Origin of the sequence: Streptomyces paradoxus (assembly GCF_014202475.1) — a bacterium.
In the GTDB taxonomy this organism is placed as follows: domain Bacteria; phylum Actinomycetota; class Actinomycetes; order Streptomycetales; family Streptomycetaceae; genus Streptomyces; species Streptomyces paradoxus.
In genome coordinates, this window is the sequence record NZ_JACHGV010000001.1 from 254,178 (window position 1) to 269,346 (window position 15,169).

At 71.2% G+C, this 15,169-nt stretch carries 14 protein-coding genes; 9 read left to right on the forward strand and 5 right to left on the reverse strand.

Annotation, left to right across the window (positions count from 1 at the left end; translation table 11 throughout):
* Window positions 1-3: 3 nt before the first annotated feature.
* The 3 genes from HNR57_RS01165 to HNR57_RS01175 are packed head-to-tail and all read left to right on the forward strand — an operon-like array spanning window position 4 to window position 2,845.
* On the forward strand, window positions 4-780 hold the full coding sequence (locus HNR57_RS01165; protein WP_184554548.1) for an SDR family oxidoreductase: 777 nt from the start codon (window positions 4-6) through the stop codon (window positions 778-780).
* A 47-nt stretch (window positions 781-827) separates the two neighbouring features.
* Window positions 828-1,832, forward strand: coding sequence for a Gfo/Idh/MocA family protein (locus tag HNR57_RS01170; RefSeq protein ID WP_184554551.1), 1,005 nt, complete (start codon window positions 828-830; stop codon window positions 1,830-1,832).
* Entirely contained in the window at window positions 1,829-2,845 is a 1,017-nt protein-coding gene (locus tag HNR57_RS01175) for a Gfo/Idh/MocA family protein (protein WP_184554555.1), read from the forward strand. The genes HNR57_RS01170 and HNR57_RS01175 overlap by 4 nt, the downstream gene beginning before the upstream one ends.
* A 42-nt stretch (window positions 2,846-2,887) precedes the next feature.
* Here the strand turns inward: HNR57_RS01175 and HNR57_RS01180 are convergent, their stop codons facing one another.
* The 5 genes from HNR57_RS01180 to HNR57_RS01200 are packed head-to-tail and all read right to left on the reverse strand — an operon-like array spanning window position 2,888 to window position 7,842.
* On the reverse strand, window positions 2,888-3,907 hold the full coding sequence (locus tag HNR57_RS01180) for a Gfo/Idh/MocA family protein (RefSeq protein WP_184554558.1): 1,020 nt from the start codon (window positions 3,905-3,907) through the stop codon (window positions 2,888-2,890).
* 18 nt (window positions 3,908-3,925) lie between these two features.
* Window positions 3,926-4,828 carry a sugar phosphate isomerase/epimerase family protein gene (locus HNR57_RS01185; RefSeq protein ID WP_184554562.1) on the reverse strand — a complete coding sequence of 301 codons (903 nt, stop codon included), beginning with the start codon at window positions 4,826-4,828 and terminating at the stop codon, window positions 3,926-3,928.
* A 1-nt stretch (window position 4,829) separates the two neighbouring features.
* Complete coding sequence (locus tag HNR57_RS01190) at window positions 4,830-5,741, reverse strand: ATP-binding cassette domain-containing protein (RefSeq protein WP_184554565.1); 912 nt, start codon at window positions 5,739-5,741, stop codon at window positions 4,830-4,832.
* Window positions 5,742-5,746: 5 nt separating this feature from the next.
* Window positions 5,747-6,823, reverse strand: a complete 1,077-nt coding sequence (locus tag HNR57_RS01195) for an ABC transporter permease (protein ID WP_184554568.1) — start codon at window positions 6,821-6,823, stop codon at window positions 5,747-5,749.
* Window positions 6,823-7,842 carry a sugar ABC transporter substrate-binding protein gene (locus HNR57_RS01200; RefSeq protein WP_184554571.1) on the reverse strand — a complete coding sequence of 340 codons (1,020 nt, stop codon included), beginning with the start codon at window positions 7,840-7,842 and terminating at the stop codon, window positions 6,823-6,825. Before HNR57_RS01200 ends, HNR57_RS01195 begins: the two co-directional genes overlap by 1 nt.
* 322 nt (window positions 7,843-8,164) lie before the next feature.
* On the opposite strand from HNR57_RS01200, the gene iolC reads away from it, so the two are divergent.
* Genes iolC through HNR57_RS01230 form a run of 6 tightly spaced genes read left to right on the forward strand, consistent with a single transcriptional unit; the run spans window position 8,165 to window position 15,152 of the window.
* A complete protein-coding gene (iolC, locus tag HNR57_RS01205; protein WP_184554574.1) occupies window positions 8,165-9,142 on the forward strand; it encodes a 5-dehydro-2-deoxygluconokinase in 978 nt (325 codons plus the stop codon).
* A 13-nt stretch (window positions 9,143-9,155) separates the two neighbouring features.
* Complete coding sequence (locus HNR57_RS01210; protein WP_184554577.1) at window positions 9,156-10,034, forward strand: Cgl0159 family (beta/alpha)8-fold protein; 879 nt, start codon at window positions 9,156-9,158, stop codon at window positions 10,032-10,034.
* 13 nt (window positions 10,035-10,047) lie between these two features.
* Entirely contained in the window at window positions 10,048-10,941 is an 894-nt protein-coding gene (iolB, locus tag HNR57_RS01215; RefSeq protein ID WP_184554580.1) for a 5-deoxy-glucuronate isomerase, read from the forward strand.
* Window positions 10,938-12,809, forward strand: a complete 1,872-nt coding sequence (gene iolD / locus HNR57_RS01220) for a 3D-(3,5/4)-trihydroxycyclohexane-1,2-dione acylhydrolase (decyclizing) (RefSeq protein WP_184554583.1) — start codon at window positions 10,938-10,940, stop codon at window positions 12,807-12,809. Before iolB ends, iolD begins: the two co-directional genes overlap by 4 nt.
* A gap of 42 nt (window positions 12,810-12,851) precedes the next feature.
* Window positions 12,852-14,345: a CoA-acylating methylmalonate-semialdehyde dehydrogenase gene (locus HNR57_RS01225; RefSeq protein ID WP_184554586.1), complete on the forward strand. Its 1,494-nt coding sequence runs from the start codon at window positions 12,852-12,854 to the stop codon at window positions 14,343-14,345.
* Between the two features lie 21 nt (window positions 14,346-14,366).
* Complete coding sequence (locus HNR57_RS01230) at window positions 14,367-15,152, forward strand: GntR family transcriptional regulator (RefSeq protein WP_184554589.1); 786 nt, start codon at window positions 14,367-14,369, stop codon at window positions 15,150-15,152.
* Window positions 15,153-15,169 lie beyond the last annotated feature (17 nt).

Sequence of the window (15,169 nt, forward strand, 5' to 3'; positions counted from 1 at the left end):
CCGATGGGACTACTCGACGACAAGGTCGTCCTGGTCAACGGCGGAAGCCAGGGGGTCGGCGCGGCCATCGCGCGGGCCGCGGTGCGCGAGGGGGCGGTCGTGGCCGTCACCGGGCGGCGCCCCGAACCCGGCGAGGCCCTCGTGGAGGAGCTGACCGCCGCGGGCGGCAAGGCCCTGTACGTCCGGGCCGACCTGTCCGACGCCGAGCAGGCCAAGGCCTCCGTGGCGCGGGTCGTGCAGACGTACGGCCGGGTCGACTGCCTTGTGAACTCGGCCGGGCTGACCTCCCGCGGGACGCTGCTCGACACCACGCCCGAGCTGTTCGACCAGCACATCGGGATCAACCTCAAGGGCCCCTTCTTCGCGATGCAGGCGGTGGTGGCGGACATGGTGGGGCGTCAGGAGCCCGGCACGGTCGTCAACATCATCACCTCGTCGGCCCACGGCGGACAGCCGTTCCTGGCGCCGTACGTCGCCGCCAAGGCTGGTCTGATCGGCCTGACCCGCAACGCCGCGCACGCCCACCGCTGGGACCGGGTCCGGATCAACGGCCTCAACATCGGCTGGACGGCGACGGAGGGCGAGGACGCGACGCAGAAGACCTTCCACGGCGCCGGGGACGACTGGCGCGAGGAGGCCGCCGCGAAGCTGCCCATGGGCAAGCTCGGCCAGCCGGACGAGATCGCCGACTTCGTGGTCTTCCTGCTGTCGGACCGCTCCGGGGTGGTCACCGGGTCGGTCATCGACTGGGACCAGAACGTCCTCGGCGGCCTGGACTGACAACTCTCCGCACGAAACCCTCCCCCCTTCTCTAGGAGCAACACCCCATGCGCATCGGAATCCTCGGCCTCGGCCGCATCGGCGCCTTCCACGCCGAGACCCTCTCCGGACTCGACGCCGTCGACTCCCTCGTCCTGACCGACCCGTTCGCGGATGCCGCCAAGGCCGCCGCCGAGCGGTTCGGGGCCGATGTCGTGGACTCGCCGGAGGCACTGCTGGCCGCCGGTGTGGACGGCATCGTCGTCGCGGCCGCGACGGACGCCCACCCCGCGCTGATCCTGGCCGGTGTCGAGGCCGGCGTCCCCGTCTTCTGCGAGAAGCCCGTCGCCAGGACCATGGCCGAGGGTGTCGAGGTGCTCAAGGCCGTCCGCGGCCGGGACGTGCCGATCCAGATCGGCTACAACCGCCGCTTCGACACCGGGTTCGTGGGCGCCCGCGCCGCCGTGCAGAGCGGTGAGCTCGGCAAGCTGCACACGGTCCGCTCGACCACGCTGGACCCGGCGCCCCCGCCGGCCGCGTACATCGCCGCTTCCGGCGGCATCTTCCGCGACTGCTCGGTGCACGACTTCGACATCATCCGCTGGGTGACCGGCCGTGAGGTGACCGAGGTGTACGCGGTGGGCGGCAACCGGGGCGCCGAGTACATCAAGGAGGCCGGTGACGCCGACACCACCGGCGCGATCCTCACCCTCGACGACGGCACCATCGCGGTCGTGTCCAACTCCCGCCACAACGCCCGCGGTTACGATGTCCGCATGGAGATCCACGGCTTCCAGGACTCCATCGCGGTAGGCCTGGAGGACAAGCTGCCGCTGCGCTCCGTCGAGCCCGGGGTGACCTTCCCGGCGGGCACCCCGCACGACTTCTTCATGGACCGCTTCACCGCCGCCTACCGCGCCGAACTGACCGCGTTCACCGAGGTCGTGGCCGGCACCCGCCCCTCCCCCTGCACCATCGAGGACGCGCTGGAGGCGGGCTGGATCGCCGACGCGTGCACCCTGTCGCTGCGCGAGCACCGTCCCGTGACGATCGAGGAGGTACGGCAGGCATGAGCGAGAAGGGCCGGGAACCCCTGCGCATAGGTGTGCTGGGAGCCGCGCGGATCACCGAACGCTCCCTCGTCGACCCGGCCCGGACGACCGGCCACCGCCTCGTCGCGGTGGCCGCCCGCGACCGTGCCCGCGCCGAGGCGTTCGCCGCCGGGCACGGCGTGGAGCGGGTGGCGGGCTCGTACGCGGAGCTGATCGCCGATCCCGAGGTCGACGCCGTCTACAACCCGCTCGCCAACGGCCTGCACGGTCCGTGGAACCTGGCCGCCCTCGCGGCCGGCAAGCACGTGCTGTCGGAGAAGCCGTCGGCGAGCAACGCCGAGGAGGCGGCGGAGGTACGGCGAGCCGCCGAGAAGGCCGGGACTGTCTTCATGGAGGCCTTCCACTACCTCTTCCACCCGGTCACGCGGCGCCTCCACGAGCTGCTGGCCTCCGGTGAACTCGGCGAACTGCGGCACGTCGAGGCCATGGTCGCCATCCCTGCGCCGCCGGACACCGACCCGCGCTGGTCGCTGCCGCTGGCCGGCGGGGCGCTGATGGACCTCGGCTGCTACAGCCTGCACGCGCTGCGGATGCTCGCCCCCTGGGCGGGCGGCGCCCCGCGCACGGCCGCGGCCCGCGCCGGGGAGCGGGCGGGCGCGCCCGGCGTCGACGAGTGGCTGGACGCCGACCTGGAGTACCCCGGTGGCGCGACGGGCTCGGCCCGCTGTCACATGGCGTACGACGGCCTGGACATGAGCATCCGGCTCGTCGGCTCCCGGGGTGAGGCGACGGCTCCGAACTTCGTCCTGCCCCAGTGGGACGACCGCGTCGTGATCCGCACACCCGAGGGCGAGCGCACGGAGCACCTCGGCACGCGCTCGTCGTACACGTACCAGCTGGAGGCGTTCGCGGCCCGGGTCCGGGAGGGCACGCCGCTGCCGTTGGACGCGGACGACGCGGTGACGACGATGGAGCTCATCGACGCCTGCTACCGGAAGGCCGGGTTCGAGCCCCGGCCGCGGACCAGTGTCTGACCCGCACGCGGAAGGGGCCCGGGGGTGACCCCGGGCCCCTTTTCACGCGTACAACGCGGGCCTCTCCACGAGTTCGACCCCGACCCGGCCCCCGTCCTCCAGCGCCCGGACCCCCGCCTCGCACACCGCCGCCGCGGCATAACCGTCCCAGACGCTCGGACCGGTCACCTCGCTGCGGCGGGTGGCGTCGACCCAGGCCTGGATCTCCTGGTCGTAGGCCGTCTCGAAGCGTTCGGTCCAGTCCTGGGCGATGGTGCCGCCCCAGCGGCCGGCCATGTTGGTGACCAGGGCGTGTCCGTCGCCGATGCGGGCGGTGCCGCGTTCGCAGACGACCTCGGCCTGGACCTGGTAACCGAAGCCGCAGTTGACGAAGATCTCGACGTCGCTGAGGGCGCCGCCGTCGGTCTCGAAGACGACGAACTGGGGGTCCTGCAGGGCGTCCGGGGCGCTGGCCGAGGGGGTGGGGCGCAGCACCGTGACGGCTGTGATCTCGTGGCCCAGCAGCCAGCGGGTCGCGTCGGCCTCGTGGGCGACGGAGTCGCTGATGAGCATGGAGCTGGTGAAGAAGGGCGGGCTGGCGACGTTACGGTGCCGGTTGTGCACCATGAGCGGGCGGCCCAGCTGGCCCGTGGCCAGCAGGGCCTTCAGCTTCGCGTACTCGGGGTCGTAGCGGCGCATGAAGCCGACCTGGACGCGGCGGTGGCCGAGGCGCAGTTCGGCTTCGAGGACGCGCAGGGCGGAGGCCGCGTCGGGGGTGAGCGGCTTCTCGCACAGGACGGGCAGATCGCGCTCGAAGGCGGCGAGGAGGGTGGCTTCGTGGGCCGGGCCGGGTGAGGCGATCAGGACGGCGTCGACGTCGGCCGCCGCCATCGCGGCCGCCGGGTCGGTGTGGGCGGTGCAGCCGTCGACACGGGCGGCGACGGCCTTCGCGCGCTCCGCGTCGACGTCCACGACGGCCGTCACCCGCGCTCCGCTGGTGACTTCGTGGATGCGGCGCACGTGGTCGGCGCCCATCCTTCCGGTACCGATGACCGCGACTCCGAGTGGGGCGCGCTCCGTCATGGCCGTCCTTTCGGGTCGTCAGGCGCCGCAGGACCTCAGGAACTTGCGGGTGCGCACCGCGATCGGCAGCGGCTTGTCCGGCTCGCAGGGGTACATGTCCTGCTCGACGATGGCGAAGAGGTCCACGCCCAGCTTCTGCGCGGCCGTCAGGACCGGGCCCAGCTCCGGGACACCGGCGGGCGGTTCGCACATCACGCCGCGCGCCACCGCGGGGCCGAAGGGCACCTCGTTCTTGACCACGTCGGCGAGGATCTCCGGGTCGACCTGCTTGAGGTGCAGGTAGCCGATGCGCTCGCCGTACGTCTCGATCAGCTTGACGCTGTCGCCGCCGCAGTAGGCGTAATGCCCGGTGTCCAGGCAGAGGTTGACCGCGTCGGAGTCGGTCGAGTCGAGGAACCGCTCGACGTGCTCCTCGGTGTCGATGTGGGTGTCGGCGTGCGGGTGGACGACGATGTCCAGGCCGTACTTGTCCTTCACCTCACGGCCGAGGCGCTCCATGCCCGTGGTGAGGTTGCGCCACTGCTCGGTGGTGAGCTCCGGCGCTTCCAGGATCTCGGCGGTCTTGTCGTCGCGCCAGAAGGACGGGATGACGACCAAGTGCTTCGCGTCCATGGCCTGGGTGAGGGCGGCGACGTTGCTGACCTGCTCCCAGGTGGAGTCCCACTCGGAGGGGCCGCGGTGCAGTCCGCAGAAGATGGTGCCGGCGGAGACCTTCAGGTTCCGCCTGGTCACCTCGTCGGTGAGCCGGGCCGGGTCGGTCGGCAGGTAGCCGTAGGGGCCGAGTTCGATCCAGGAGTAGCCGGCCTCGGCGACCTCGTCGAGGAAGCGTTCCCAGGGCACCTGCTGGGGGTCGTCGGGGAACCAGACGCCCCAGGAGTCGGGGGCGGAGCCGACCCGGATGCGGTCGAGCGCGAGGGCCATGTCAGGACTTTCCTTCCGAGGACGTGGCTACGGGAGCGGTGAGGTCCCCCTCTTCGGGGAGCTCTTCGACGTCGACGCCGCGGACCTGCGCCAGCTCGTGCTTGAGGGAGGCGAGTTCGGCGCCGCCGGCCATGTGGTTGGTCAGCTCTTCGAGGCTGACGTCGCTGCGGGAGGCGGACAGTTCCATGGTGCCCAGGCGCAGGACGCTGAAGTGGTCGCCGACCATGTAGGCGTGGTGGGGGTTGTGGGTGATGAAGATGACGCCCAGGCCCTTCTCGCGGGCGGCGGCGATGTACTTCAGCACCACGCCGGACTGCTTGACGCCGAGGGCGGCGGTCGGCTCGTCCAGGATGAGGACGCGGGCGCCGAAGTAGACGGCGCGGGCGATGGCCACGCACTGTCGCTGGCCGCCGGAGAGCGTGCCGATGGGCTGCTCCAGGTCGTCCAGGACGATGCCCATGTTGCGCAGCTCTTCGTCCGCGGTCTTCTTCATCTGCTCGATGTCGAGACGGCGCAGCGGCCAGGGGCCCTTGGTCATCTCGGAGCCGAGGAAGAAGTTGCGCCAGACCGGCATCAGCGGGACGACGGCGAGGTCCTGGTAGACGGTGGCGATGCCCTTGGCGAGGGCCTCGCGCGGGGTGGAGAAGCGCACCGGTTCGCCGTCGACGAGGAACTCGCCCTCGGTGTGCTGGTGCAGACCCGAGATGATCTTGATGAGGGTGGACTTGCCGGCGCCGTTGTCGCCCAGGACGCAGGTCACCTTGCCCGGGTGGACTTCCAGGCTCACGCCGTGCAGGGCGCGGATGTTGCCGTAGGACTTGCCGGCGCCGCGCAGTTCGACGAGGGGACGCTCGCCGGCGGGCGGGGTGTCCTTCAGGACGGCACCGTGGGTGCCCGTTTCTTTGCTGGTCATCGCGGTCACCTCCGGGTCGCCGTGCGCTGGACCCACAGATTGATGAGGACGGCGCCCAGGAGCATCACGCCGAGGAAGGCCTTGAACCAGTCGGGGTTCCAGCCGGCGTAGACGATGCCCTGCTGCACCATGCCGAACATGAAGGCACCGAAGACCGGGCCGATCGCGGAACCGTAGCCACCGGTGAGCAGACAGCCGCCGATGACGGCCGCGGCGATGTAGATGAGCTCCTGGCCCACGCCCTCGCCGGACTGCACGGTGTTGAAGGAGAACAGCTGGTGCATGCCGACGAACCAGGCACCGAAGCCGACCAGCATGAACAGTGAGATCTTCGTGAAGGTCACCGGCACACCCACGGCCCGCGCGGAGTCCTTGTTGCCACCGACGGCGAAGATCCAGTTGCCGTACTTGGTGCGCAGCAGCACCCAGGTGGCCAGGGCGGCGAAGACCAGCCACCACACCACGGTGATCTTGACGTTGACCCCGCCGACCTCGAAGGTCGAGGCGAAGAGCTTCTGCGCCTGGGTGAAGCCGTCCATGTCGCTGATGTCGTCGGTGGCGACGTTGCCGGTGACCAGCTTGGTGATCGCGAGGTTCACGCCCTGCAGGATCAGGAAGGTGCCCAGGGTGACCAGGAAGCTCGGCAGGCCGGTCTTGACCAGCAGCCAGCCGTTGAAGGCGCCGATCGCGAGCGACACCAGCAGGGCGACGATCACGCCGACCCAGACGTTCATGGTCAGCTGGTAGCTGAGCATCGAGGCGGTCAGCGCCGAGGTGATCACGGCGACACCGGCCGACAGGTCGAACTCGCCGCCGATCATCAGCAGGGCCACGGGCAGCGCCATGATCCCGATGGTCGACGACTGGTACAGGATGTTCGCCATCGAGCTGCCGTCGCGTACCGGCGGCGCGGCGAACAGGAAGAACACGAGCACGGCGACGGCGCCGAGGAACACACCGACCTCGGGCCGGGCCAGCAGCCGCAGCGCCAGCGGGCGCCGCTGCGTCCGGCCGTCGGACTGCTTCTGGCCGGGGGCCGGCGGTGTTCCCACCGCCGGCGTGGCCTGCTGGGTCATGCTCATCACCGGGTGCCCTTCGCGGCGAACTCCCCGATCTTGTCGACGTTGGACTTGTCGACGAAGGCCGGGCCGGTCAGCACGGGCTGCTCGCCGCCGCCGCTGTAGTTGCCGTTGTTCTTGTAGAGCCACAGACCGTCGACGGCCAGGTAGCCCTGGAGGTAGGGCTGCTGGTCGACGGCGAACTGGATGTCGCCGGCCTTGATGGACTTGATGAGGTCCTTGTTGAGGTCGAAGGTGGCGATCTTCGCCTTGCTGCCGGCGTCAGCGGCCGACTGCACGGCCGTCAGCGCGAAGGGGGCGCCGAGGGTGACGACGTAGTCGATGGACGGGTCCTGCTTGAGCTTGGCGGTGATCGTCGACTTCACGGACGGCATGTCGGTGCCGTTGACGTTCTGCGGGTCGACCTTGCCCTCGAAGGTCTTCGCCACGCCGTCGCAGCGCTGGGTGAGGCCGACGTTGCCCTGCTCCTGCATGACGCAGAGGACCTTCTTGGCGCCGACCTCGTTGAGCTTCTTGCCGAAGGCCTCGCCCGCGACGGACTCGTCCTGGCCGAAGAACTCCAGCAGGTTGAGCTTCTTCCAGTCGCTCAGGCCGGAGTTGAGGCCGACGACGGGTATGCCGGACTTCTCGGCCTTGCCTATGACGCCCTTGAGCGCGTCCGGCTTGGCGAGGGTGACGGCGATGCCGTCGACCTTCTGGTCGATCGCGTTCTGGACCAGGTTGGCCTGGTTGCCCGCGTTCGGGTCGGCGGAGTAGACGAGCTTGATGTTGTCCTTGGCGGCCGCGGCCTCGGCGCCCTTGCGGACGGTGTCCCAGAAGGTGTCGCCCGGCGCCTGGTGGGTGACCAGCGCGACGGTCATGCGCGGGGTGGTCGCCTTGCCCGCCGAGGCGTCCGCCGCGCCTTCCTCGGACTTCTTGCCTCCGGAACTGCTGGAGCAGCCGGCGAGGGTCAGGGCCGCTGCCGCGGCCACGGCGATGACGGGCGCGAACCTGCGGGAGCGGGGGTGAGAAGAGCGGTCCATCTTTCCTGGCACCTCACTGTGCTACTGCGGGGGAAAGGAAGGGATCACGAAGGGATCCGTGGTCCCGGAGCCTTATGGAGTCCGGATCATGATGCCGCAAACCGACTGTTGCGATGGCACGGGATACAAGTCGCTGCCACGCCCGCTGTCAATACTTTGTTAAGACATCATTTCACAAGCAGGTCCGAATGTAAGTACAAACTATTGACAGTGCCGCCCTCCGAGACCTACACCTTGGAGGCGGCAGGTCCCGTGGATCCACGCCCCCACCGTGGCAGGGCGCCCCAGGACCCGCATCCCCAGCTTCCCGAGGAGGTCGCGCATGGCCGAGCCAGCCCAGTATTTCGATGTGATCACGATGGGCCGCATCGGGGTCGACCTCTACCCCCTGCAGACCGGCGTCCCGCTGGAGCGAGTGGAGACGTTCGGGAAATTCCTGGGAGGTTCCGCGGCCAATGTGGCGGTCGCCGCCGCCCGCCTCGGACGCCGTACGGCGGTGATCACGCGCACCGGCGACGACCCCTTCGGCACCTATCTGCACGAGGAGCTCACGGGCTTCGGCGTCGACGACCGCTGGGTCACCCCGGTCGGCGCGTACCCGACGCCGGTCACGTTCTGCGAGATCTTCCCGCCGGACGACTTCCCGCTCTACTTCTACCGCCGCCCCAAGGCCCCGGACCTGGAGATCCACACCGACGAGCTGGACTTCTTCGCCATCCGGGGGGCCCGCATCTTCTGGATCACCGGCACCGGCCTGAGCGAGGAGCCCAGCCGCTCCGCCACGCTCGCCGCCCTCAAGGCCCGCGACAAGTCGGGCATCACCGTCTTCGACCTCGACTGGCGGCCCATGTTCTGGCGCGACCCCGAGGAAGCCCGCCCGTACTACCGCGAGGCGCTGCGGCACGCCACGGTCGCCGTCGGCAACCTCGACGAGTGCGAGGTCGCCACCGGCGTGCGCGAGCCGCAGGCCTGCGCGGACGCGCTGCTGGAGGCGGGCGTGGAGCTGGCCGTCGTCAAGCAGGGCCCCAAGGGCGTCCTGGCCGTGCACCGCGACGGCACCCGGGCCGAGGTGCCGCCGGTGCCCGTCGAGGTGGTCAACGGCCTCGGCGCGGGCGACGCCTTCGGCGGCTCGCTCTGCCACGGTCTGCTCGCCGGCTGGGACCTGGAGAAGACCATGCGCCACGCCAACGCCGCCGGCGCCCTCGTCGCCTCGCGCCTCGCCTGCTCCTCCGCGATGCCCACCGGGTCCGAGGTCGAGGACCTCCTCGCCCGGGTGCCGTCGCCGAGCACGAGCCACTGAAACGGAGCCCTCGTTGAACATCGGCATCCCCGACCTCACCACGGTCCGAGCCCGCCGTCCCGAGGCCGTCGCCGAGGCGGCGGCCCGCCGGGTGCGCCGTCCGCTCATCGGCGACAGCGGCCGGCTGATGATCGTGGCCGCCGACCACCCGGCGCGCGGCGCCCTCGGGGTCGGCGACCGGCGCCTGGCCATGGCCAACCGCGCCGACCTGCTGGAGCGGCTGTGCACCGCGCTGTCGCGGCCCGGCGTCGACGGGGTCCTCGCCACCGCCGACATCCTTGAGGACCTCCTGCTCCTCGGCGTCCTCGACGACAAGGTTGTCATGGGCTCCATGAACCGCGGCGGCCTGGCCGGAGCGTCCTACGAGATGGACGACCGCTTCACCGGCCACCGCGCCGAGGACATCGCCCGGCTCCGCTTCGACGCGGGCAAGCTCCTGGTGCGCATCGACTACGACGACCCGGGCTCGCTGACCACCCTGGAGTCCACGGCCCGGGCGATCGACGCCATGGCGGCTCAGCGCCTGCCCCTGTTCGTCGAGCCGTTCATCTCCCGGCGGGTCGACGGCAGGGTGCGCAACGACCTGTCCGCCGAGGCCGTCACCCGGTCCGTCGCGATCGCCTCGGGCCTGGGCGGCACCTCCGCCTACACCTGGCTGAAGCTGCCCGTCACCGACGACCCGGACGACATGGCCGAGGTGCTGGAGACCTCCACCCTGCCCGTCGTCCTGCTCGGCGGCGAGGTCGGCGACGACCAGGAGGGCGCCTACGAACGCTGGCGCAAGGCCCTGCGACTGCCCACCGTCCAGGGCATGGTGGTCGGACGGTCGCTGCTCTACCCGGCCGGGGGCAGCGTGGAAGAAGCGGTCGACACGGCCGTCGGTCTGCTGTGATCCGGAGGATGCAATGACGTACCACCTTCCCGCCGGCAAGGCCCTCGGCGGCCCCTACGCCGTCGACGTCACGCCCGAGAAGGCCGGCTGGGGCCACTCCAGTCTGCGGATCCTGGAGCTGCCGCCGGGCGGCGCGCACTCCTTCGACACCGGTGACAGCGAGTGGATCGTCGTCCCGCTCAGCGGCGGCTGCACGGTCGCCGCCGGGGACGACTTCGGCCGGGAGACCTTCGAACTCCAGGGCCGCGCCGACGTGTTCAGCGGTGTCAGCGACTTCGCGTACGTGCCGCGCGACGCCCGCGCGACGGTGACCTCCACCGGCGGCGGCCGGTTCGCGCTGACCGGCGCGCGCTGCACCCGCCGGCTGCCCGCCCGCTACGGCCCGGCCTCCGAGGTCCCGGTGGAGCTGCGGGGCACCGGCAACTGCTCCCGGCAGGTCAACAACTTCGGCGCGGCCGGGGTCTTCGAGTGCGACAAGCTCATCGCGGTCGAGGTGATCACCCCGGGCGGCAACTGGTCGTCGTTCCCGCCGCACAAGCACGACGAGCACCGGCCGGGCGAAGAGTCCGTGCTGGAGGAGATCTACTACTTCGAGTTCGCCGGGCACGACGGCGTCCCCGGCCTCGGCTACCAGCGCGTCTCCCCGTCCGGCCCGGGCCGGGACACCGACGTGCTCGCGGAGGTGCGCGACGGCGACGTCGTCCTCATCCCGGACGGCTGGCACGGGCCGTCGATGGCCACGCCCGGCCACCACATGTACTACCTCAACGTCATGGCGGGCCCGGAGGCCGAGCGCGCCTGGCTGATCTGCGACCACCCCGACCACGCCTGGGTCCGCGGCACCTGGCCGGACCAGCCGGTCGACCCCCGCCTCCCCCTCTACACCGCCCCGGAGACCTCCGTATGAGCGCCGCCACCCGCCGACTGACGACCGCCCAGGCCCTGGTGCGGTTCCTGTCCGCCCAGTACACCGAGCGGGACGGCGTGCGCCGCCGGCTGATCGCCGGGACCTGGGGCATCTTCGGTCATGGCAACGTCGCCGGGGTCGGCCAGGCGCTGGTCGAGTACGCCGATGTGATGCCGTTCCACCAGGGCCGCAACGAGCAGTCCATGGTGCACGCGGCCGTCGGCTACGCCCGGCAGCTGAACCGCCTGTCCGCGCAGGCGGTGACGACCTCGATCGGCCCGGGCGCCACCAACCTGGTCACCGGCGCGGCCCTGGCGACGATCAACCGGCTGCCGGTGCTGCTGCTGCCCGGCGACTACTTCGCCTCGCACGCTCCCGACCCGCTGCTCCAGCAGCTGGAGCATCCGGTCGAGGCCGACGTGTCGGTCAACGACACACTGCGCCCGGTGTCGCGGTACTTCGACCGGATCACCCGCCCCGAGGCGCTGATCCCCTCGGCGCTCCAGGCGATGCGGGTGCTGGCCGACCCGGCCGAGACCGGCGCCGTCACCCTCGCCCTGCCGCAGGACGTGCAGGCGGAGGCGTACGGCTGGCCGGAGGAGTTCTTCGCCGAGCGCGTCTGGTACGTACGGCGTCCCGCGCCGGACCCGGTGGAGCTCGCTGCCGCCGTCGAGGCGATCCGGGCGGCGCAGCGGCCGCTGATCGTGGCGGGCGGCGGCGTCCACCACAGCGAGGCCGAGGACGCCCTGAAGGCGTTCGTGGAGGCCACCGGCATCCCCGTCGCCTCCACCCAGGCCGGCAAGGGCTCGCTGCGCCACGACCACCCCGCCGACCTCGGCGGCATCGGCCACACCGGTACGGCGGTCAGCGACGAACTCGCCCGCACCGCCGACCTGGTGATCGGCGTCGGCACCCGCTACACCGACTTCACCACCGCCTCCGGCACGCTCTTCCAGAACCCGGACGTGCGGTTCCTCAACCTCAACATCACCGGCTTCGACGCGCACAAGCTGGCCGCGCGGACGCTGGTGTGCGACGCGCGCTCCGGCCTGGAGAGGCTGCTGGAGGCCCTCCCCGGCCACCGCGTGTCCGAGGCGTACGAGGCCGGGTACCGCGCCGGCAAGGAGCGCTGGGAGGAGGTCGTCGAGGCCGCCTACCGGGCCGCAGACGAGAACGCCGTCCCGACCCAGACGCAGGTGCTCGGCGCGCTGGACGCGGCCGTCGGCGACGACGACGTGGTGATCAACGCGGCCGGCTCGCTCCCCGGCGACCTGCACAAGCTGTGGCGCTCGCGCAGCCCGCGCCAGTACCACCTGGAGTACGGCTACTCCTGCATGGGCTACGAGATCCCGGCCGGCATCGGCGTCCAGCAGGCCGCTCCGGGCACCCCGGTGTGGGCGCTGGTCGGCGACGGCACCTACCTGATGATGCCGACGGAGATCGTCACGGCCGTCCAGGAGGGCCTGCCGCTCAACATCGTCCTCCTCCAGAACCACGGTTACGCCTCCATCGGCGGTCTGTCGGAGGAGACCGGCGGCGAGCGGTTCGGCACCGCCTACCGCTTCCGGGCCGCCGACGGCACCTTCACCGGCGCCCCGCTGCCCGTCGACCTGGCCGCCAACGCCGCCAGTCTCGGCATGGACGTGCTGCGCGCCAAGACCGTGCGTGAGCTGCGCGAGGCGCTCGCCGCGGCCCGCGCCTCGGACCGGCCGACGTGCGTGTACGTCGAGACAGACCCGGCGCCCACCGCTCCCCCGGCCGAGGCCTGGTGGGACGTGCCGGTGGCCGAGACCGCCTCCCGCGAGGCCGCCGTCGAGGCCCGTGAGCGCTACGACCGCCAGGTGGCGGACCGCCGCCGCCACCTCTGAAGTCCCCCTGAACTCAAGCTCCACGAAAGGCCCTTGCGCACCATGAAGACCATCACCCACTGGATCGACGGCAAGCCCGTCGAGGGCACCTCCGGCCGGTTCGGCCCCGTCTACAACCCGGCGACCGGCGCCCAGGAGAAGCAGGTAGCGTTCGCGTCCGTCGACGAGGTCGACACCGCGGTCGCCTCCGCCCGGGCCGCGTTCGAGAGCTGGGGCGAGTCCTCCCTGGCCAGGCGCACGGCGATCCTGTTCAAGTACCGCGAGCTGCTCGACGCCCACCGCGACGAGATCGCCGGGCTGATCACCGCCGAGCACGGCAAGGTGCACTCCGACGCGCTCGGCGAGGTCGCGCGCGGCATGGAGATCGTGGAGCTGGCGTGCGGAATCTCCGTCCAGCTCAAGGGCGAACTGTCCACCCAGGTCTCCAGCCGGGTCGATGTCGCCTCGATCCGCCAGCCGCTGGGCGTGGTCGCGGGCATCACACCGTTCAACTTTCCGGCGATGGTGCCGATGTGGATGTTCCCGCTGGCGATCGCCTGCGGCAACACGTTCGTGCTGAAGCCGTCCGAGAAGGACCCGTCGGCCTCCCTCAGGCTCGCCGAACTGGCCACCGAGGCCGGTCTGCCGGAGGGCGTCCTGAACATCGTGCAGGGCGACAAGACGGCCGTGGACCGCATCCTGGAGCACCCCGACATCGAGGCGGTGTCCTTCGTCGGCTCGACGCCGATCGCCAAGTACATCCAACTGAAGGCCGTCGAGCACGGCAAGCGGGTACAGGCCCTGGGCGGCGCCAAGAACCACATGCTGGTCCTGCCCGACGCCGACCTGGACCTCGCCGCCGACCAGGCGATCAACGCCGCGTACGGCTCGGCGGGCGAGCGATGCATGGCCGTGTCGGTGGTCGTGGCCGTCGGTGACATCGGCGACGAGCTGGTCGGCAAGATCGCCGAGCGCGCGAAGAAGCTGAGGATCGGCCCCGGCGACGACCCGGCGTCCGAGATGGGCCCGCTGATCACCCGCGAGCACCGCGACAAGGTGGCGTCGTACGTGGCGTCGGCCGCGGAGCAGGGCGCTGAGGTCGTCGTCGACGGCACGGGCTTCTCGGTGGAGGGCCATGAGGACGGCTTCTTCCTCGGTGTCTCCCTGCTGGACCGGGTGCCGCTGACGGCGGACGCGTACCAGGACGAGATCTTCGGCCCGGTGCTGGCGGTCGTCCGTGCGGAGACCTACGACGAGGCCATCCGGCTGATCAACTCCTCCCGCTGGGGCAACGGCACCGCGATCTTCACCCGGGACGGCGGCGCGGCCCGCCGCTTCCAGCTGGAGGTCAAGGCGGGCATGGTCGGCGTCAACGTGCCGATCCCGGTCCCCGTCGGCTACCACTCCTTCGGCGGCTGGAAGGACTCTCTCTTCGGCGACCTGCACATCTACGGCAACGACGGCATCGCCTTCTACACCCAGGGCAAGGTCATCACCACCCGCTGGCCGGACCCGTCCGACGGCGGTATCAACCTCGGTTTCCCGAGCAACTCCTGACACCCGGAAGGGGGGTCGTTCATGGCGAAGACCGGTGACCGGGCCCGCACCACGGCGGTCTCCGCGCTCGCGTCGCTGGACTTCGCCCTGGACCGGGGCAGTCCCGTGCCGCTCTACCACCAGCTCGCGCAGCAGCTGGAGGCGGCGATCGGGCACGGGGTCCTCGCCCCGGGAAACCTCCTGGGCAACGAGGTCGACCTGTCCGTGCGCCTCGGCCTGTCCCGCCCCACCGTCCGCCAGGCCATCCAGTCCCTCGTCGACAAGGGGCTGCTGGTCCGGCGGCGCGGGGTGGGCACGCAGGTGGTGCACAGCCAGGTCAGACGCCCGCTGGAACTGAGCAGCCTCTACGACGACCTGGAGACGGCGGGGCAGGGGCCGACCACCGAGGTCGTGCGCAACGAGGTCGTCCCGGCTCCCTGCGACGTGGCCGCCGCCCTGGGGGTGCCGGAGGGCGGCGAGGTGACCGTCCTGGACCGGCTGCGCCGTACGCATGGCCGGCCGGTGGCACTGCTCCGCAACTACCTGCCGGTGCCCCTGCTGGACCTCGACAGCGCCCGGCTGGAGGCGACCGGCCTGTACCGCGTGATGCGCTCGGCGGGCATCACGCTGCACAGCGCCCGCCAGACGGTCGGCGCCCGCGCGGCCACCGCCGGGGAGGCGTCCCGCCTGGACGAGGAGGAGGGGGCGGCGCTGCTCACCATGCAGCGCACGGCGTACGACGACACGGGGCGTGCGGTCGAGTACGGAACGCACATCTACCGGGCCTCGCTCTACACGTTCGATTTCCAGTTGCTGGTGAGGCCTTGACCGGACCCCGAGCCCAG